The sequence below is a fragment of the Luteococcus sp. H101 genome (genome assembly GCF_038433155.1).
Lineage (GTDB): Bacteria > Actinomycetota > Actinomycetes > Propionibacteriales > Propionibacteriaceae > Luteococcus.
The window spans coordinates 1-16783 of sequence record NZ_JBCDMW010000020.1; the positions used below are offsets into that span (position 1 = coordinate 1).

19 protein-coding genes are annotated in these 16783 nt (G+C 69.2%); 12 read left to right on the forward strand and 7 right to left on the reverse strand.

Annotated elements, in window-relative coordinates; translation table 11 throughout:
* Positions 1–187: 187 nt before the first annotated feature.
* Entirely contained in the window at positions 188–1336 is a 1149-nt protein-coding gene (locus tag AAEX60_RS07980; protein ID WP_342102502.1) for an FUSC family protein, read from the reverse strand.
* A 132-nt stretch (positions 1337–1468) separates the two neighbouring features.
* On the opposite strand from AAEX60_RS07980, the gene AAEX60_RS07985 reads away from it, so the two are divergent.
* From AAEX60_RS07985 to serA, 6 genes are all read left to right on the forward strand, one after another.
* The gene (locus AAEX60_RS07985; RefSeq protein ID WP_342102503.1) at positions 1469–2995 is read left to right on the forward strand and encodes an ABC transporter substrate-binding protein; all 1527 of its coding nucleotides are present in this window, start codon (positions 1469–1471) and stop codon (positions 2993–2995) included.
* A gap of 5 nt (positions 2996–3000) precedes the next feature.
* On the forward strand, positions 3001–3963 hold the full coding sequence (locus AAEX60_RS07990) for an ABC transporter permease (protein ID WP_446721292.1): 963 nt from the start codon (positions 3001–3003) through the stop codon (positions 3961–3963).
* Positions 3963–4778 carry an ABC transporter permease gene (locus AAEX60_RS07995; protein WP_342102504.1) on the forward strand — a complete coding sequence of 272 codons (816 nt, stop codon included), beginning with the start codon at positions 3963–3965 and terminating at the stop codon, positions 4776–4778. Before AAEX60_RS07990 ends, AAEX60_RS07995 begins: the two co-directional genes overlap by 1 nt.
* A gap of 20 nt (positions 4779–4798) precedes the next feature.
* Positions 4799–5656: an ABC transporter ATP-binding protein gene (locus AAEX60_RS08000; RefSeq protein WP_342102556.1), complete on the forward strand. Its 858-nt coding sequence runs from the start codon at positions 4799–4801 to the stop codon at positions 5654–5656.
* Entirely contained in the window at positions 5653–6447 is a 795-nt protein-coding gene (locus AAEX60_RS08005; protein ID WP_342102505.1) for an ABC transporter ATP-binding protein, read from the forward strand. Before AAEX60_RS08000 ends, AAEX60_RS08005 begins: the two co-directional genes overlap by 4 nt.
* A 75-nt stretch (positions 6448–6522) precedes the next feature.
* A complete protein-coding gene (serA, locus tag AAEX60_RS08010) occupies positions 6523–7710 on the forward strand; it encodes a phosphoglycerate dehydrogenase (RefSeq protein WP_342102507.1) in 1188 nt (395 codons plus the stop codon).
* 88 nt (positions 7711–7798) lie between these two features.
* Here the strand turns inward: serA and AAEX60_RS08015 are convergent, their stop codons facing one another.
* From AAEX60_RS08015 to AAEX60_RS08030, 4 genes are read right to left on the reverse strand one after another with little or no spacing between them, the layout of a single operon-like run.
* Complete coding sequence (locus AAEX60_RS08015) at positions 7799–8614, reverse strand: inositol monophosphatase family protein (RefSeq protein WP_342102509.1); 816 nt, start codon at positions 8612–8614, stop codon at positions 7799–7801.
* Positions 8615–8633: 19 nt separating this feature from the next.
* Positions 8634–9656 (reverse strand): ribosome small subunit-dependent GTPase A, encoded by a 1023-nt coding sequence (gene rsgA / locus AAEX60_RS08020; protein WP_342102511.1) that lies wholly within the window; start codon positions 9654–9656, stop codon positions 8634–8636.
* Positions 9653–10966 (reverse strand): 3-phosphoshikimate 1-carboxyvinyltransferase, encoded by a 1314-nt coding sequence (gene aroA, locus AAEX60_RS08025; RefSeq protein WP_446721293.1) that lies wholly within the window; start codon positions 10964–10966, stop codon positions 9653–9655. The genes rsgA and aroA overlap by 4 nt, the downstream gene beginning before the upstream one ends.
* A 12-nt stretch (positions 10967–10978) precedes the next feature.
* Positions 10979–11626: a DoxX family protein gene (locus AAEX60_RS08030; RefSeq protein WP_342102512.1), complete on the reverse strand. Its 648-nt coding sequence runs from the start codon at positions 11624–11626 to the stop codon at positions 10979–10981.
* Between the two features lie 90 nt (positions 11627–11716).
* Between AAEX60_RS08030 and AAEX60_RS08035 the strand changes: the two genes are divergently transcribed.
* The 4 genes from AAEX60_RS08035 to AAEX60_RS08050 all read left to right on the forward strand — a co-directional run bounded on the left by AAEX60_RS08035 (position 11717) and on the right by AAEX60_RS08050 (position 14097).
* The gene (locus AAEX60_RS08035) at positions 11717–12442 is read left to right on the forward strand and encodes an SOS response-associated peptidase (RefSeq protein WP_342102514.1); all 726 of its coding nucleotides are present in this window, start codon (positions 11717–11719) and stop codon (positions 12440–12442) included.
* Positions 12439–13104, forward strand: coding sequence for an alpha/beta hydrolase family protein (locus AAEX60_RS08040; protein WP_342102516.1), 666 nt, complete (start codon positions 12439–12441; stop codon positions 13102–13104). Before AAEX60_RS08035 ends, AAEX60_RS08040 begins: the two co-directional genes overlap by 4 nt.
* A gap of 125 nt (positions 13105–13229) precedes the next feature.
* On the forward strand, positions 13230–13835 hold the full coding sequence (locus AAEX60_RS08045) for a sigma-70 family RNA polymerase sigma factor (RefSeq protein ID WP_342102517.1): 606 nt from the start codon (positions 13230–13232) through the stop codon (positions 13833–13835).
* Positions 13828–14097 carry a zf-HC2 domain-containing protein gene (locus tag AAEX60_RS08050; protein WP_342102519.1) on the forward strand — a complete coding sequence of 90 codons (270 nt, stop codon included), beginning with the start codon at positions 13828–13830 and terminating at the stop codon, positions 14095–14097. The genes AAEX60_RS08045 and AAEX60_RS08050 overlap by 8 nt, the downstream gene beginning before the upstream one ends.
* Before the next feature lie 83 nt (positions 14098–14180).
* Here AAEX60_RS08050 and AAEX60_RS16400 read toward each other — a convergent pair whose 3' ends face one another.
* The gene (locus AAEX60_RS16400; protein WP_123576733.1) at positions 14181–14255 is read right to left on the reverse strand and encodes a 50S ribosomal protein bL37; all 75 of its coding nucleotides are present in this window, start codon (positions 14253–14255) and stop codon (positions 14181–14183) included.
* A gap of 142 nt (positions 14256–14397) precedes the next feature.
* Here AAEX60_RS16400 and AAEX60_RS08055 point away from each other — a divergent pair, with 142 nt between their 5' ends.
* Positions 14398–15864, forward strand: a complete 1467-nt coding sequence (locus AAEX60_RS08055; protein ID WP_342102520.1) for a sensor histidine kinase — start codon at positions 14398–14400, stop codon at positions 15862–15864.
* Between the two features lie 95 nt (positions 15865–15959).
* Here AAEX60_RS08055 and AAEX60_RS08060 read toward each other — a convergent pair whose 3' ends face one another.
* Positions 15960–16211, reverse strand: a complete 252-nt coding sequence (locus AAEX60_RS08060) for a WhiB family transcriptional regulator (protein ID WP_094764718.1) — start codon at positions 16209–16211, stop codon at positions 15960–15962.
* Between the two features lie 188 nt (positions 16212–16399).
* Here AAEX60_RS08060 and AAEX60_RS08065 point away from each other — a divergent pair, with 188 nt between their 5' ends.
* A complete protein-coding gene (locus tag AAEX60_RS08065; RefSeq protein WP_342102521.1) occupies positions 16400–16777 on the forward strand; it encodes a hypothetical protein in 378 nt (125 codons plus the stop codon).
* The last annotated feature ends 6 nt before the right edge of the window (positions 16778–16783 follow it).

Below are 16783 nucleotides of genomic sequence, written 5' to 3' on the forward strand. Positions count from 1 at the left end.
ACCACACCGGGGGTGATTCCTCGCAACCTGCACCGAACATGCTCCCAGAGCATGTTCAGACCACCATCACCCCTAGCCGCCACGAATGAAATCAGTCAGGCTGTACACACATTTCTGCCGCTAACCCGTCGTTTCGCAGCAAGATTGGCGTGAGCCGTGCGCGTGACGCGTGACGGCAGCGGGTGGCTCAGTCCGCCTCGGGCACCAGGGCTCGGGCGTCGGCATAGTCCATCCCGGTGAGCTCCAGCAGATCAACCAGCATGGACCGGACCTGGGCAAAGATCACGAGCCCGGACAGGGGCCCGTGCAGCCCCACCCTGCCGCTGCGCTCGGCCAACGCGATGATCCGGGGTCGCGCCCTTTCCGGGATCCGACGGGCTGAGAGTTCCTGCGCGCAGAAGTCCACCACGTCGGCCAACTCGTCCACCAGTGCCAGGTAGTCGAAGGGCACCGGTTCCTCGCGCCAGGTGGCGATGGCGGCGCGCCGGGCCAGCACCCGCAGGTTGCGCACCAGCCGGTCCAGGGGCGCCACCAGCTCGGCGATCGCCTGCGCGTGTCCCCGGTGTCCCCGCAGGAAGGGGGAGTAGCGGGTCACGGCGACGCCCTCGGAGGCGGCGTCGGAGAGTTGGGTCAGTTTCGCCTGGGTGCCGCGGGCTCGCTCCAGCACCCGCTCACCGACGGCGGCATCCAACTCCGCCAGGCCTTCGCCGGCCTGCCGCAGGGTGGCGGCGCAGTGCTCCAGCACCTCCGCGGCCTTGACCCGAGGCTTCTGCACCGGGCTGGTGGGGGCCACCGTCGCAAACAGCAGCGCCAGGGAACAGCCCAGCAGGGCGTCCTCCCACCGGCTCAGCCCCTGGTGCGGCGCGGGCATCAGCGTCATCACCGTGGCCGCCTGGATGCCGGACTGGTTGATCATCAGCGGTTTGGCATTGAACCAGGTGGCCACGCTCATTGCCACGAAGCAGACCAGCATGATCTGCAGGGGCCCGGTGCCGAAGAGCGAGACGAACAGGTCCCCGGTCATCACTCCGATGAAGACGCCGCAGGCCACCTCCACCACCCGGCTCAGCCGCTGGCCAAAGCTGAAGCCCAGGCAGATGATCGCGGCCACCGAGGCGAAGAAGGGCATCTCGTGTCGCAGCACGTGCTGGCCCAGGAACCAGGCCAACCCGGCGGCCACGGAGATCTGACAGATCATGAACAGTCGTTGCCGCCAGCGGTCCACCCGTCGGCGTTGCTCCGCCAGCCCCATCCGCGCTGCCGACTCCGACAGGTCGAAGGCCCGTAGGGTGACCTCGTGCAGCCGGGCAGCGGCCCGTCCGGGGGTGACATCCACGGCCTTTGTCCTCCCTGCGCGTAAGTCTCTCGACGTGTCTCATGCCGACCGTATCGCGGCGGCGGGGGTAGAGTTTGCCCGAGCTCGGCGGGGGAGCCGGTGCTTTCGTGACAGAACCCAGGGAGACACCTCATGGAACCCATCCGGATCCACCGTCGCGGCCTGCTGGCCGGCACCGTGGCGCTCGCGCTGGCGACCACCGCATGCACCAACACGGGCGACGGGCAGACCACCGAGCAGGCGCGCAGCCTGGTGATCGGCGCGACGGCGCAGCCGCAGTCCATGGATCCGACGACACAGAGCGGTGCGGCCATCCCCCAGGCCCTGCTCTACAACCTGTACGAGACCTTGGTGAAGATCGACGGAGAGGGCAAGATCAAGCCGCTGCTGGCCCAGTCCTGGGAGGTCTCGACGGACCGGCTCACCTACACCTTCAAGCTGCAGCCCGGCGCCAAGTTCTCCACCGGTCAGAGCGTCGACGCGCAGGCCGTCGTCGCCAACATCAACCGGATCAAGTCCGGCAAGGGCATCCTGGCCACCCTGCAGAAGCAGATGGCGGTGGTCAGCCAGGCCACCGCCACCGACGCCACCACGGTCACCGTCAAGCTCAGCCGCCCCTCGCAGTCCTGGCTCTATGACATGGCCTCGGCCACCGGGATCATCGCGGACCCGGCCTCCTTCACGGCGCTGCCCAGCAAGCCGGTGGCCTCCGGCCCCTTCACCTTCGGTGAGTGGAAGCAGGGCGAATCGGTGACCATGAAGCGCAATGAGCACTACTGGGGCACTCCGGCGCGCTTCGACGAGGTGACCTTCCGCTACTTCGCCGACGCCAACTCCATGAGCTCCGCCATGCTCTCGGGTGACCTGGACATCATCAGCGACCTGACCGCCCCGGAGGCGATTGACCAGTTCAGCGACACCTCCAAGTACACCGTCACCCAGGGCACCAGCAATGGTGAGGTGGTGCTGGGCATGAACCAGGGCAAGGGCGGCAACCCGGCCCTGAAGAATGTCAAGGTCCGGCAGGCCATCAACCATGCGATCGATCGGCAGGCCCTGCTGGACGCGGTCTGGGGTGGCAAGGGAACCCTGATCGGCTCCATGGTGCCGCCCACGGATCCCTGGTATGAGGACCTGTCCAAGACCTACGGTTATGACCCGGCCAAGGCCAAGGCGCTGCTCGCCGAGGCCAAGGTGAGCAACCTGAAGCTGCGGCTGCGGGTGCCCACCCTGCCCTACGGCCCCAGCGCGGCGCAGTTCATCGTCAGCCAGCTCAAGGCCGTGGGGATCACCGCCAGCGTGGAGGAGCTCGACTTTGCCCGGTGGCTCAAGGAGGTCTACACCGCGGGCAACTATGACCTGACCATCGTCAACCACGTCGAGCCGCGCGACATCGTCAACTTCGCCAACCCGGCCTACTACTGGCACTACGACAACCCGGCCTTCACCAAGCTGGTGGCCCAGGCCGATGCCGCCGACGATGCCCAGCAGGTGACCCTGATGAAGCAGGCCGCCAAGCTGTTGGCCACCGATGCCGCCGCGGACTTCCTGTGGCTCTTCCCGCGGATCGCCGTGACCAAGGCCGACATCACCGGGATGAACCCCAACTCCACCAGCTCCAGCTTCGACGTGACGACGCTGGCCTCGCGCAACGGCTGAGCCCTTTGACGCGTTCCAGACTGCTGGCCAGGCGGCTCGTCACAGTTGTGGCGAGCCTGCTTGCCGCTTCGGTGATCATCTTCTGCCTGGTGAACCTGCTGCCCGGCGACGTGGCCACCACCATCCTGGGTGACCAGGCCGACGCCGCCTCGTTGGAGGCCCTGCGCCAGCAGCTCGGCCTGGAACGGCCGCTGCCGGTGCGCTACCTGGACTGGTTGGGAGGGCTGCTGACCGGGGACCTGGGCGTCAGCGCCCGCACGGGACAACCGGTTCTGGGACAGATCCTGCCCAAGCTGGGCGTGACCCTGTGGCTGGTGGGCCTGGGGATGCTGTTGGCCCTGGCCGTCGCGGTTCCCGTGGGGATGTTCGCCGCCCTGGAGCGACGCCGGTGGACCGGCGCCCTGGTCTCCGCGGCCAGCCAGCTGGGGATGGCGGTGCCGGCCTTCCTGGCCGGCATCCTGCTGGTGGTGGTCTTCGCGGTGAAGCTGCACTGGCTGCCGGCCAATGGCTACACGTCGTTCTCCCGCAACCCCGTGGAGTGGGCCCGCCACCTGGTGCTGCCGGTGCTCTCCCTGGCGCTGGTGCAGGCGTCGGTGCTCACCCGCTATGTCCGCAGCGCCTTCATCGAGGTGCTGGGCGAGGACTGGTTCCGCACCGCACGTTCGGTGGGCTGGACCACGCGGACCGCCATGGTCCGCCACGGCCTGCGCAATGCCGCGCTCAGCGTGGTCACCGTGCTGGGCCTGCAACTGGCGACGCTGTTCGTCGGCGCCATCGTGGTGGAGAGCGTCTTCGCCCTGCCCGGGCTGGGGCGCCTGCTGCTGGACGCCGTGCAGCAGCGCGAGCTGGTGCTGGTGCAGGCCATCGTGATGATCCTGGTGGCGCTGGTGCTGGTGATCAATGCGATGGTGGACCTGTCCTACCTGGCCATCGATCCCCGGCTTCGCAGCCCGGAGCGGGAGTCATGATGAAGCGTTTCTCCTTGTGGGTGGGCCTGGTGCTGGTCGGCGGCCTGGTGCTCACGGCGCTGGTCTCGCTGGTCTGGACGCCCTTCGACCCGACGGCGGTCAACCCGTCGCTGCGGCTGCGCCAGCCCGGCTGGCCGCACCTGTTGGGCACCGACTCGATGGGGATCGACATTGCCTCCCGGTTGATGGCCGGCGCCCGCATCTGCCTGCTGGTGGGCGTGGTGGCGGTCTCCATCGCCGCGCTGGTGGGGGTGCCGCTGGGCATGCTGGCCGGGATGAAGGGCGGCCGGTTGGGCCGCTTCCTGATGCGCTGCAGCGACGTCCTCTACGCCTTCCCGGCCCTGCTGCTGGCCATCCTCCTGGCCGCCGCGGTGGGTGGCTCCACCCTCACCGGCATGGTGGCGATCGGCGTGGCCACCATCCCGGTCTTCGTCCGGATCACCCGCGCCGCCTGCCTGCAGGTGATGAGCCAGGACTACATCCTGGCCGCGCGCAGCTGCGGCACCACCTGGCCCACCATCGCCCGGCGGCACGTGTGGCCCAACATCGCCCCGCTGGTGGGGGTGCAGGCGTCGGTGAGCTTCGCGATGGCGATCCTGGCGGAGGCCGCGCTGAGCTACCTGGGTCTGGCGACGGCCATCACCACCCCCAGCTGGGGCCGGATGCTGTACGAGGCGCAGAGCAAACAGCTGTTCAGCCACCCCGAGCAGGTGATCTGGCCGGGCCTGGCGATTGCGCTGGCCGTGCTGGGCTTCAACCTGCTGGGCGACGGGCTGCGGGAGCTGCTGGATCCCCGGCTGCGGGAGGTGCAGTGAACCAGGACAGCGCGCGGGAGATGGCCCCGCAGGAGACCGCCCCGACGGCGCAGCCGCTGTTGCGGGTGGAGCACCTTGACGTCAGCTTTGGCCGCCGCCGCACCCCGGCCGTCACCGACCTCAGTTTCGAGCTGCGGCCCGGACAGCGGCTGGGACTGATCGGCGAGTCCGGCTCCGGCAAGAGCGTCACCGCCCTGGCCATCATGGGCCTGCTGCCGGAGAACGCCCACGTGACCGGTTCGGTGGAGTTGGCCGGGCGCCAGGTGGTGGGAGCCAGCGACAAGGACCTGTCCCGGTTGCGCGGCGATGTGCTGAGCATGGTCTTCCAGGAGCCGATGACCGCCCTGGACCCGACGATGACCTGCGGCCGGCAGGTGGCCGAGGTGCTGCGGCTGCACCAGCGCGCCCACACCGGTGCCGCCCGGCAGGCCGTCGTCGAGATGCTGGAGCGGGTGGGTCTGCCCACCCCGGAGCGGATTGCCGACGCCTACCCGCACGAGCTGTCCGGTGGCCAGCGGCAACGGGTGATGATGGCGATGGCGCTGATCAACAGCCCGGACCTGGTGATCTGCGACGAGCCCACCACCGCCCTGGACGTCACGGTGCAGGCCCGGGTGCTGACGGTGCTGGACGAGCAGCTGGATGCCGCCCGCGCCGCCTGCCTGTTCATCTCCCATGACCTCGCCGTGGTCAGCCAGGTCTGCGACGAGGTGCTGGTGATGTGGCGCGGGCAGTTGGTGGAGCGCGGCAGCATCAGCCAGGTGCTGGGCAATCCGCAGCACGGCTACACCAAGGGCCTGGTGGCCACCGCGCGGCTGGACCTGGCCGAGCCCGGCTCCCGGCTGCCCGTCGTCGAGGACTTCTGGGAGGGCCGATGACCCAGCCAACCAGCCAGAGCGTCTACCAGCTGGTCGACGTCAACCGCAGCTATGGCCGGGGCGCTTCCCAGGTGCACGCGGTGCGCGACGTCAGCCTGGTGGTCGATCCCGGTGACCGGCTGGGGATCGTGGGGGAGTCCGGCTCCGGCAAGTCCACCCTGATCCGGATGATGGCGGCGCTGGACCGGCCCACGTCGGGCCAGATCCGCTTCCGCGGCACCGACATCGCCCGGCTGCCGGAACGCCAGCTGGGTGACCTGCGGGCCAGCGTGCAGATGGTCTTCCAGGACCCGCGCAGCTCGCTCAACCCGCGGATGACGGTGGGCCAGATCATCACCGAAGGTCTGCGCAGTCCGCTGCTGCGGCAACGCGACGACATCCCGGTGAACCACGACGCGCGGCTGCGCGAGGTGATGGAACAGGTGGGGCTGCCCGCCAGCAAGGCCGATGCCTACCCACACGAGTTCTCCGGCGGCCAGCGCCAGCGGATCGCGATTGCCCGGGCCCTGGCCCCCAAGCCCGACGTGCTGATTGCGGACGAGCCGGTCAGTGCCCTGGACGTCTCGGTGCGGGCCCATGTGCTGAACCTGCTCCGGGAGCTGGTGGCCGAATACGCCCTGACCATGGTCTTCGTCTCCCATGACCTGACGGTGGTGCGGCATGTCTGTGACCGGGTGGCGGTGCTGCGGCACGGCGAGGTGGTGGAGACGGGTGGGATCGCGTCGGTCTATGACCAGCCACGCCACCCCTACACCCAGGAGTTGCTGGCGGCCGTGCCCCGTTTCCGGTGAGCCCGGCGCCACGCATTGCCAGAGCCCGCTGAGACGCGTTCGGCCGTCGCGGACACAGTGCCTAGAATCTGCCCGGTGAAGGCACTCCTGCTTGAGAACATCCATTCCGAAGCCACCCGCATCCTCACCGAGGCCGGCCTGGAGGTCGAGACCCGGCCCGGCGCCCTGGGCGAGGACGAGCTGATCGAGGCGCTGCAGGGGGTCAACCTGCTGGGCATCCGCTCCACCACCCACCTCACCGAGCGCGTGATCCAGTCCGCGCCCGAGCTGCTGGCCGCGGGCTGCTTCTGCATCGGCACCAACCAGGTGAACCTGGGCGCCGCTGCCAATGCCGGCATCCCCATCTTCAACGCCCCCTACAGCAACACCCGCTCCGTGGTGGAGCTGGCCATTGCGGAGATCATCTCCCTGGCCCGACGGTTGAACGAGAAGAACCGGCTGATGCATGAGGGGGTCTGGGACAAGTCGGCCGCCGGCTCGCACGAGGTCCGCGGGCGGACGCTGGGCATCGTCGGCTACGGCAACATCGGCGCGCAGCTGTCCGTGCTGGCCGAGAGCCTGGGCATGAGCGTGATCTTCTTCGACGTCGCGGACAAGCTGGCGCTGGGCAATGCCCGGCGCTGCGAGAGCCTGGATGAGCTGCTGGCCGAGGCCGACGTGGTCTCCCTTCACGTCGACGGCCGGGCCGCCAACAAGGACTTCTTCGGCGAGGCCCAGTTCGAGATGATGAAGGACCGGGCGATCTTCCTGAACCTGTCCCGCGGGCACGTCTACGACGTCGATGCGCTGGTGCGCCACCTGAAGTCCGGCCACATCGCCGGCGCCGGTCTGGACGTCTTCCCGACCGAGCCGAAGAAGGCCGGCTCGCCCTTCGTCTCCGAGCTGCAGAACCTGCCCAATGTGATCCTCACCCCGCATGTCGGCGGTTCCACCAAGGAGGCCCAGGTGGACATCGGCCGGTTCGTGGCCGGCAAGCTGCTGGACTACGTCACCACCGGCGGCACCCAGATGAACGTCAACCTGCCGCAGATCGTCACCGAGCCCTTCGAGGGCACCCGGGTGCTGCACATCCACCACAATGTGCCCGGCGTGATGGCCCGGTTGAACAATGTCTTCGCCAACCACGACGGCAACATCACCTTCCAGACGCTGTCCACGCGCGGCACCATCGGCTATGCCATCACCGACGTCAGCGGCGAGCACCCCAACCTGCAGCACGAGCTGGCCGAGCTGGAGGAGACGATTCGGGTCCGCGTCCTCTGAGGCAAACGGGCGGGCTCGGGACCACGCGGCCCGAGCCTGACCCAACCACGATGCCCGAGCTTGTCGAGGGCCCGGGTCTTCGAGCTGGTCAGTCCTCGCGCGGCTGGTCGGCGCTCAGGGCCGCGACGACGGACTCGTGCAGCGCGCCATTGGTGGCAATCGCGCCCGGCCCCTTCGGCCCGTCGACGCCGTCCAGGTTGGTGAACCGGCCGCCGGCCTCCCGGACGATCACGTCCAGCGCGGCCATGTCGTGCAGGGCCAGCTCGGGTTCCGCGGCCAGGTCCACCGCGCCCTCGGCCACCAGCATGTAGCTCCAGAAATCGCCGTAGGCGCGGGTGCGCCAGCAGTCGCGCAGCAGGTTGACGAAGTTCTGCCCGCGGCCCGAGGTCATCCAGCCGCCGATCGACGAGTAGCTGAAGGACGCGTCCTGGATGGTCTGCACATTGGAGACGTGGATCGGCTGGCCCTTCATCAGGCTCTTGCCGGCGTAGGCGCCGTCGCCCTTGCTGGCCCACCAGCGACGGCCCAGTGCCGGGGCGCTGACCACGGAGGCCACCACCTCGTCGTTGACCATCAGGGCAATCAGGGTGGCCCAGACCGGCACCCCGCGGACATAGTTCTTGGTGCCGTCAATCGGGTCGATCACCCAGCGGCGGGGCCCCCAGCCGGTGTCGTCGCCCTCCTCGCCGTGCACGGCGTCGCGTGGCCGGGCCTTGGCCAAGGTGGCGCGCAGGGCCTCCTCGGTGGCGACGTCGGCGTCCGAGACCGGGGTCATGTCCGGCTTGGTGTCAATCCGCAGATCGCCCGACCGGAACCGGCTCATGGTGATCGAGTCGGCATTGTCCGCCAACAGGTGCGCCAGACGCAGGTCATCGGTGTAGTTGTCACGGTTCAGCGAGGCCATGTGGCACAGGCTACCGGTTCTACTCCCAGTCTTTGAGGCGCCCCGCCTGCCACATCCGGCGATAGCTGGCCAGCCGTTCCGGCGCCAGGTCACCACGCTCGACGGCGGCGTCCAGCCCGCACTCCGGGTCGGTGGCGCCGTGCTGGCAGCCGCGGGGGCACTCCTCGGTGAACGATGACAGGTCACCGAAGGCGGCCAGCACCGATTCCGGGGTGACGTGGGACAGGCCGAAGCTGCGCACGCCGGGGGTGTCGATCACCCAACCGGACTCGCCCGGCAGCTCCAGCGCGATCGCGCTGGTGGAGGTGTGTCGGCCGCGGCCGGTGACGTCGTTCACCACGCCGGTGGAGCGGTTGACACCGGGGATCAGGGCATTGACCAGGGTGGACTTGCCGACGCCGGAGTGCCCGACGAAGACGGTGACGTGGTCGGTCAACAGGTCCTGCACCTCGGAGAGGTCACTGCCAGGCTGGGTCACCACCACGGGCACGTTCAGCGGGGCATAGGCTGCGGTCAGCTCGTCGGGGCTGGCCAGATCGGCCTTGGTCAGGCACAGGATCGGCTCCACGCCGGCGTCGAAGGCGGCCACCATGATCCGGTCGATCATCCCCACCCGCGGCGGCGGATCGGCCAGCGCCGTGACGATCATGATCTGGTCGGCATTGGCGACGATCGGCCGTTCGAAGGCGTCGGTGTCGTCGGCGGTGCGACGCAGGACGGTGCGGCGTTCCTCCACGGCGCAGATCCGGGCCAAGGTTCCCTCGTCGCCGCTGACGTCGCCGTCCAGCCGCACCAGATCGCCGACGATCGCACCCTTGCGGCCCAGCTGGCGGGCCTTGGTGGCGGTCACCATCACCTCGTCGTCCAGCTGGCAGCGATAGCGCCCGCGGTCGATGGTGATCACCCGGGCGATCGGCAGCTCCGAGTAGTCGGGACGGTCCTTGGTGCGCGGCCGGGTGCGTTTGCCCGGCCGGTCGAAGGATTCCATGTCATCGGAGCGCACATTGCGCCCCATCGCTCCCCGGATCGCGCGCGGGCTCATCGGCCGCCTACCAGCATGTCACTCCACAAGGTGTCGAAATGGTTGATGGTCTTGCTGGTGCAGGCCACATCGTCGACGCTGCAGCCCGGCACCTTCAGCCCGATCAGCACGGCGGTGTGCACCATCCGGTGATCGGCATAACTCGCCAGCTCCGCGGGCTCCAGACCGGACCCAGCCAGCCCGACGCCGGTGATCCGCAGCCCGTCGTCGGTCTGCTCGACGGCGCCCCCCACCCGACGCAGCTCGGTCTCCAGCGCGGCCAACCGGTCGGTCTCGTGGCCCCGGATGTGGGCCACGCCGCGGATGGTGGAGGTCCCGTTGGCGAACAGCGCCAGGGCCGCCACCACCGGGGTGAGTTCGCTCGAGCCGTGCAGGTCGACGTCGATGGCCCGCAGCTCACCGGTGCCGGTGACGGTCAGCTCGTCGCCGGCCAGCGTGGCGCGGGCACCCATCCGGGTCAGCACCTCGCGGATTTCGTCGCCACCCTGGGTGGTGGCCGACGGCCAGCCGGGAACCGTCACCGAGCCACCGCACAGCGCGGCGGCGGCCAGGAAGACTGCGGAACTGGTCAGGTCGGGCTCGATCCGCTGGTCCAGGGCGCGCACCGGGCCGGGCAGTACCTGCCACTGGTTGGGTGAGGTCTCGGCCACCTCGACACCACGGTCCCGCAACATCTGGATGGTCATCTGGAGGTGCGGCCGGCTGGGAACCTGGGCCCCGTCGGGATTCTCGTGCCGCAGCACCAGGCCCTCGGGGAAGCGGGCGCCGGCCAGCAGCAGTCCGGAGATGAACTGGCTGGAGCCCGACGAATCGATCATGACCGCGTGCCCGGCCAGCCGGTCCGGCCCGGTGACGGTGCACGGAATCGCGTCGCCCTCCACTGTGGCGCCCAGCTGGCGCAGCCCGTCCAGCACCGGCGTCAGCGGGCGGTCACTGGCGGCGGCGTCACCGATGAAGCGGGTGCTGCCGCCGGCCAGCGCGGCCAGCGGCGGCACGAAGCGCATCACGGTGCCGGCCAGACCACAGTCGATCGGCTCGGCGGCGGCGGTGAAACGCGCCGGGGGAGTGACCCGCAGGCTGTTGCCCCGGTCCTCGATCTGCACCCCCAGCTGGGTCAGCGCCCGGCGCATCAGCACAGTGTCGCGGGCCTCCAGGGCGCCGGTGATGTTGCTGGGCGCCTGGGCCAGGGCGGCCAGCAACAGGGCCCGGTTGGTCTCCGACTTGGAGCCGGGCACCTCGACGTGGGCATGCACAGGCCCCGGCGCGATCGGGATCGGCCAGGGCCTGTGGGTGTTCTGGGAGCTGCTCACACCCAGATTGTGTCAGGAGAACAAGCCGGTGATGGTGTCGGCGATGTCCTGGGCCTGGGAGTTGGCGTCCTTCTGGGTCTTCTTGGAGACCTTGGAGAACTCCTTCTTCTGCTGCTTGGCGGTCTTGGCCAGCTGCTTCTTCTGCTCCGCGGCGCTCTTCTCCAGCTGCTTCTTCTGCTGGGAGACCTCGCGGCTCAGCGCCTCCACCTGCTTGTTGGCGCGGTAGCCCAGCGACGGCTTGCCCTGGGTGTCCTGGCTGGCGATCAGCGCGGCACCCAGCAGGGCCACATTGCGCAGCATCACGGAACGGGCGGCGGTGCGCTCCTCCGCGGTGGCGCCCTTGGCGGGGCGGGAGGCCAGCACGTGGGGCACCATCGAGGCGCCCAGCAGACCGGCGGACAGGCGTCGGCCCAGACCGGTGGCCAGGCCCAGACCGCCTAGCACCTGCGCGACGCCGGTGGCCCGGACCAGGGTCTTGGTCTCCTCCGGCACGTAGTTGGCGACGCTCGGCGGCGCCACCTGCTGGACCAGGGGGACCACCTTGCGGGCGATCGGCTCGGCATCGGCCACCAGCGCGTCCGGCTTGGCGGCGGCCTTGGCCCCGTTGACGACGAAGAAACTGGCGAGCATGGTGCGCCCGGCTGCACGAGTGAGATTCATGCCACCCTTTCTACCGGCTCCCAAAGGCGCCCTACAAGCAATTGCGCACTGGGCGAAATCGTCCGGAGCAGCCCGGTTAGGCTGGGCCCCATGTGTGGACGCTATGCCGCCTCGGCCAGCCAGGACCTGCTGGTGGAGACCTTCGAGGTGGAGGAGGTGGTCCAGCTGGAGAGCCTGCCGCCGCTGGCCCCGCGGTACAACATTGCCCCCACCGATCCGGTGCCCGCCGTGATGGACCGGGCGGACAAGGAGTCCGGCCAGGTCACCCGCAAGCTGGCCCGGCCGCGCTGGGGGTTGGTGCCCAGCTGGGCCAAGGACCGGACCCGTGCGGCCAGCCTGATCAATGCCCGGAGCGAGACGGTGGCCACCAAGCCCTCCTTCCGCAAGGCCTTCGCCAGCCGCCGCTGCCTGTTGCCGGCCGACGGGTACTACGAGTGGTATGGCCAGGGCAAGGGCAAACAGCCGTGGTGGATCCACCCCGCGGACAGGCCGGGGGAGCCTGAGCTGATGGTGATGGCCGGGCTGTACGAGTTCTGGAAGGGGCCCGAGGGCTGGCTCACCACCTGCACCGTGATCACCACCCGGGCCAGCGACGCCTTGGGCCAGATCCATGACCGGATGCCGATGCAGGTGCGCCGGGCCGACCGGGACCACTGGTTGGACCCGGGCCTGACCGATCCGCTGGCCGCGCATGACCTGCTGCACGCCCCCGGCCCCGATGAGATGACCGCCTGGCCGGTCTCGACGGCCGTCGGCAATGTCCGCAATGACGGGCCGGAGCTGATCCAGCCCCTGCCCGGGTTGGAGCAGGCATGATCCTGGAAGTCGAGACCACTCAGGGACCGGGCCGGATGCACGTCGACGGCCCGCTGGATGCCCGACGGGTGCTGGTACTGGGCCACGGCGCCGGCGGAGGAGTGGAGGCCCCGGACCTGACGGCCCTGGCCACCCACCTGCCCAACCAGACCGAACCCATCACCCCGGAACCCATCACAGTGGTGCGCTTCGAGCAGCCCTGGCGCACCGCCGGCAAGAAGGTGGCGCCCGCGCCCAAGCGGCTGGACGAGGCCTGGCTGGAGGCCCTGCCGCAGCTGAGGTCCCGGCTGGAGGATCCGGTGCTGGTGCTGGGTGGCCGCTCCGCCGGCGCCCGGGTGGCCTGTCGCACCGCCGGACAGCTGGGCGCCGCCGGGGTGCTGGCGCTGGCCTTCCCGCTGCACCCGCCGGGCAAGCCGGACAAGTCCCGGGCCGACGAGCTATTGGGCGTCCCGGTTCCCACCCTGGTGGTGCAGGGCAGCCGCGACCCCTTCGGCGGGGACCAGGAGGTCCGCGCCGCACTGGGGACCGCGTCGGGCTTCAGCCTGGTGCCCGTCGCGGATGCCGGGCACGAACTCACCCTGCCCAAGCGGGCCGAGCGCACCACCGAGTCGCTCTGGCAAGAGCTGGCGCAGACCATCGGTGACTTCATCCGCGGTCTGTGACCAGCCGGGGCCCGGAATATTGACCCGGCGGTCCGCGTTCTGCCCACGTGATGATGTTGCGAGAACGCCCTGAGCGAACGGTCATGGACCGGCAGTCGCCGCCGGATTCGGTACTGTCGTACGTGATGACTCTCCCAGGTGCAACCCATGACGAGCTCGAGGCGGCCCTCGCCGACGAGACCGACGAACAGCGCGCCGAACGTTTCGAGCGCGACGCGCTGGTCTACCTGGACCAGCTCTACGGTGCCGCCCTGCGCATGACGCGCAACCCGGCCGACGCCGAGGACGTGGTGCAGGAGACCTACGCCAAGGCCTTCAGCTCGTTCAAGCAGTTCACGCCCGGCACCAACCTGAAGGCGTGGCTGTACCGGATCCTCACCAACACCTACATCAACAGCTACCGCAAGCAGCAGCGGCAGCCGCAGACCACGAACGGTGCCGACGTCGAGGACTGGCAGTTGGCCCAGGCCGAGAGCCACACCTCCACCGGGCTGCGCAGCGCGGAGATGGAGGCGCTGGACCGGATTCCCGACGGCGCCGTGCTGGATGCCCTGAACTCGCTGGCCCCGGACTTCCGCACCGCGGTCCTGCTGGCCGACGTCGAAGGCTTTGCCTACAAGGAGATCGCGGAGATCATGGGCACCCCGATCGGCACCGTGATGTCCCGGCTGAACCGTGGCCGCTCCCAGCTGCGCGCCAAGCTGGCGGACTACCGGGGGTCCGATGACTGAGCCCGCCATGAACCACGCCGATGACCACGACGCCTGTACCCGGGCCCTCGGGCAGGTGCAGGCCTTCCTGCACGGCGAGCTGTGTGAATCCGATGCCGACCTGATCCGGCTGCACCTGGACGCCTGCGAGAAGTGCCTGGAGAACTTCGACATCGAGCAGGCCATCTCCGTGCTGGTGAAGCGCTGCAATCCGCCCGCTACCGCCTCGGCCCAACTGCGGATGCGGATCGTCAGCATGTCGATGACCCTGCACGAACGCTGAGAATCACCCCGGCCAACGGCACCCACACGCACAGGAACCCCCGGTCGGTGACCGGGGGTTCCTGGTGCTCTGCAGCGACGGAATCAGGCGTTGGGACGCTTGCCGTGATTCGCGCCACTGTTCTTGCGAGAGCGACGCTTGCGTCCACGCTTGCTCATGACGTCTCCTTGGGATTGGCTCTGGCTGGCGCTGCCGGAGGCACCGCCTCCCGGATGGACCGGGCACAGGTACTGATTATTCCACTCCGGATGCCCGGGGACCAATTGCGCGCCCGCGTGGCGGGTCTGGCAGGCTGAACCCATGTTGTCGATGTCCTATGTCATGGGGGAGCACACGGATCTCCGGGAGCGTGACCGCACCTGGTTGCGCGGTCTGGTCAACGAGTGGCACCTGCTGGCCGACGTCTCCTTCAGCGACCTGATCCTGTGGGTGCCGGACCGGGATGACAACATCTTCTGGGCCGCCGCCCAGATCCGGCCCACCACCGGCCCCACCGCCCTGGAGGACGATGTCGTGGGCGACGACATCTCCTACGACGCGGAGCACCTGGTCACCGCCGCCTATCTCAGTGAGGAGATCTGCGAGACCAGTGACAACCAGCTCAACTCCGGCATCCCCGTGGACGTCTGGGCCATCCCGATCCTGCGCCACGGCCGGTGCATCGGGATCGTCGAGCGGCACACCAACCGGATGGGGGTGCGCGCCCCCGGTGCCCTGGAGGACTGCTACCTGCATACCGCCGACACCCTGGCGCAGATGCTGCACCGCGCGGAGTTCCCGATCGACCCGCCCAGCGATCCCACCTTCAGCCCCAAGGTGGGCGACGGCCTGATCCGGCTGACTGACGCCGGCACCATCACCTATGCCAGCCCCAATGCCGTCTCCGCCTACCGCCAGCTGGGCCACACCGCAGACCTGCTGGGCGAGGACTTCCGCCGGATCACCCAGGCCCTGGTGGAGGGCCTGGCCGAGGTGGGGCAGAGCTTTGGCAGCGACCTGTCCGGGCAACAGGTCCGGGAACTGGAGGTGGCCAACCAGCGGGGGAGCATCCGGCTGCGGATCATGCCGCTCTCGGGAGCGGACGGCGGCCCCGACGGCACGCTGGTGCTCTGCCGGGACACCACCGAGCTGCGCAACCAGGAACGGCAGCTGGTCACCAAGGACGCCACCATCCGGGAGATCCACCACCGGGTGAAGAACAACCTGCAGACCGTCGCGGCCCTGCTGCGCCTGCAGTCCCGGCGGATCGAGTCCCCGGAGGCCAAGGGGGCGCTGAAGGATGCCATGAGCCGGGTCAGCGCCATCGCGGTGGTGCACGAGATCCTGTCCCAGGCCTTCGACGAGACGGTTGCCTTTGACGACGTCGCCGACCGAATCCTGCGGATGGTGGGCGACGTGTCGGCCTCGTCGGGCAAGGTGGTGGCTCGGCGCGTCGGCAGCTTCGGCATGATCCCGGCCGGGGCCGCCACCAATCTTTCGCTGGCGGTCACCGAGCTCTGCCAGAATGCCGTCGAGCACGGGCTGGACTCCTCCTCCGGGGAGGTGGTGGTGCATCCCCAGCGCAGCCGCGAGGAGCTGGTGGTGGACGTGCTGGACGCCGGCAATGGCCTGCCGGAGGGCTTCGACATCAGGCAGACCAACAGTCTGGGGCTGTCGATCGTGCGAACCCTGGTGGAGGACATGGGCGGCAGCTTCGTGCTGGGCAACCGCCCCGACGGGCTGACCGGGGCGCGTGCCCGGCTGACCATCCCGATGGTCGCGGACTGAGCCACCCACGGCCACTCCACCCCACCGGCTGGGGCCCACACACAGCGACAGCCGCCCGATTCCTCGGGCGGCTGTCGACGATGACTTCCGGTGGGTCAGGAATTGCGGAGGCGGGAGCGGGCCTGGCGACGCTTCATGGCCCGCCGCTCATCCTCGCTGAGACCACCCCACACACCATGATCCTGACCAGCCTCGATGGCCCAGGCGAGGCACTGCTCGCGAACCTCACAACGACGGCAGACCTTCTTGGCCTCCTCGATCTGCAGGATCGCCGGACCCGTGTTCCCAATCGGGAAGAACAGCTCGGGGTCCTCGGTCAGGCAGGCGGCCTTGTGGCGCCAATCCATCAGTAGTGCTCCTTAGTATGTGCGTGCAGGCCACAGTCCAGAGCCCCCGAACATGCGGGGGGAAACCGGGCACCAGGCCGGTGAACAGGACGACCCCGCGAAACCAGCCTAGATGAGTTTGGCAACTCGGGAGCCGGTTGACAAGAGATCGCGAAGACTCGTTCACAGTTGCGTCTTAGAGTTGGGGCGTGCACGAAATTTCAACTCTCCAGAACCGCCCCATGGCCCACCGGCTGGCAGTGGGCGGAACCGCCCTGACCGCCGTGATCTTCCTGGTGGTGGGGGCTGGCTCACTGTTGGCCAACCACGGCGTCTTCTCCGCCGGGATCGCCGCCATGCTGGTGCTCTACGCCGCCCTGCTGGCGTTCCTGGCGCAGGCCTCCCACCGAGGCAGCGGGCTGGCCACCGGTGGGATGATGGCCAGCGCCGTGCTGCACGTGCTGGTGGGAGTGTCCACCGCCCGAGGCTCGCACCAGTGGTGGATCTGGCTGTTCGTGCTGCTGGCCCTGGTCACCGCCGTCTGCGCCGCCAAGGTGCACCTGGACGAGCTGAAGGCGGCCGACTGAGCAGGC

Coding starts and splice junctions, on each gene's coding strand:
- AAEX60_RS07985 (WP_342102503.1), top strand. CDS start 1,469: ATGGAACCCATCCGGATCCACCGTCGCGGCCTGCTGGCCGGCACCGTG.
- AAEX60_RS07995 (WP_342102504.1), top strand. CDS start 3,963: ATGAAGCGTTTCTCCTTGTGGGTGGGCCTGGTGCTGGTCGGCGGCCTG.
- AAEX60_RS08000 (WP_342102556.1), top strand. CDS start 4,799: ATGGCCCCGCAGGAGACCGCCCCGACGGCGCAGCCGCTGTTGCGGGTG.
- AAEX60_RS08005 (WP_342102505.1), top strand. CDS start 5,653: ATGACCCAGCCAACCAGCCAGAGCGTCTACCAGCTGGTCGACGTCAAC.
- AAEX60_RS08015 (WP_342102509.1), bottom strand. CDS start 8,614: ATGGCCTCGCTGAACCGTGACAACTACACCGATGACCTGCGTCTGGCG.
- rsgA (WP_342102511.1), bottom strand. CDS start 9,656: ATGAGCCCGCGCGCGATCCGGGGAGCGATGGGGCGCAATGTGCGCTCC.
- AAEX60_RS08030 (WP_342102512.1), bottom strand. CDS start 11,626: ATGAATCTCACTCGTGCAGCCGGGCGCACCATGCTCGCCAGTTTCTTC.
- AAEX60_RS08035 (WP_342102514.1), top strand. CDS start 11,717: ATGTGTGGACGCTATGCCGCCTCGGCCAGCCAGGACCTGCTGGTGGAG.
- AAEX60_RS08040 (WP_342102516.1), top strand. CDS start 12,439: ATGATCCTGGAAGTCGAGACCACTCAGGGACCGGGCCGGATGCACGTC.
- AAEX60_RS08045 (WP_342102517.1), top strand. CDS start 13,230: ATGACTCTCCCAGGTGCAACCCATGACGAGCTCGAGGCGGCCCTCGCC.
- AAEX60_RS08050 (WP_342102519.1), top strand. CDS start 13,828: ATGACTGAGCCCGCCATGAACCACGCCGATGACCACGACGCCTGTACC.
- AAEX60_RS08055 (WP_342102520.1), top strand. CDS start 14,398: ATGTTGTCGATGTCCTATGTCATGGGGGAGCACACGGATCTCCGGGAG.
- AAEX60_RS08060 (WP_094764718.1), bottom strand. CDS start 16,211: ATGGATTGGCGCCACAAGGCCGCCTGCCTGACCGAGGACCCCGAGCTG.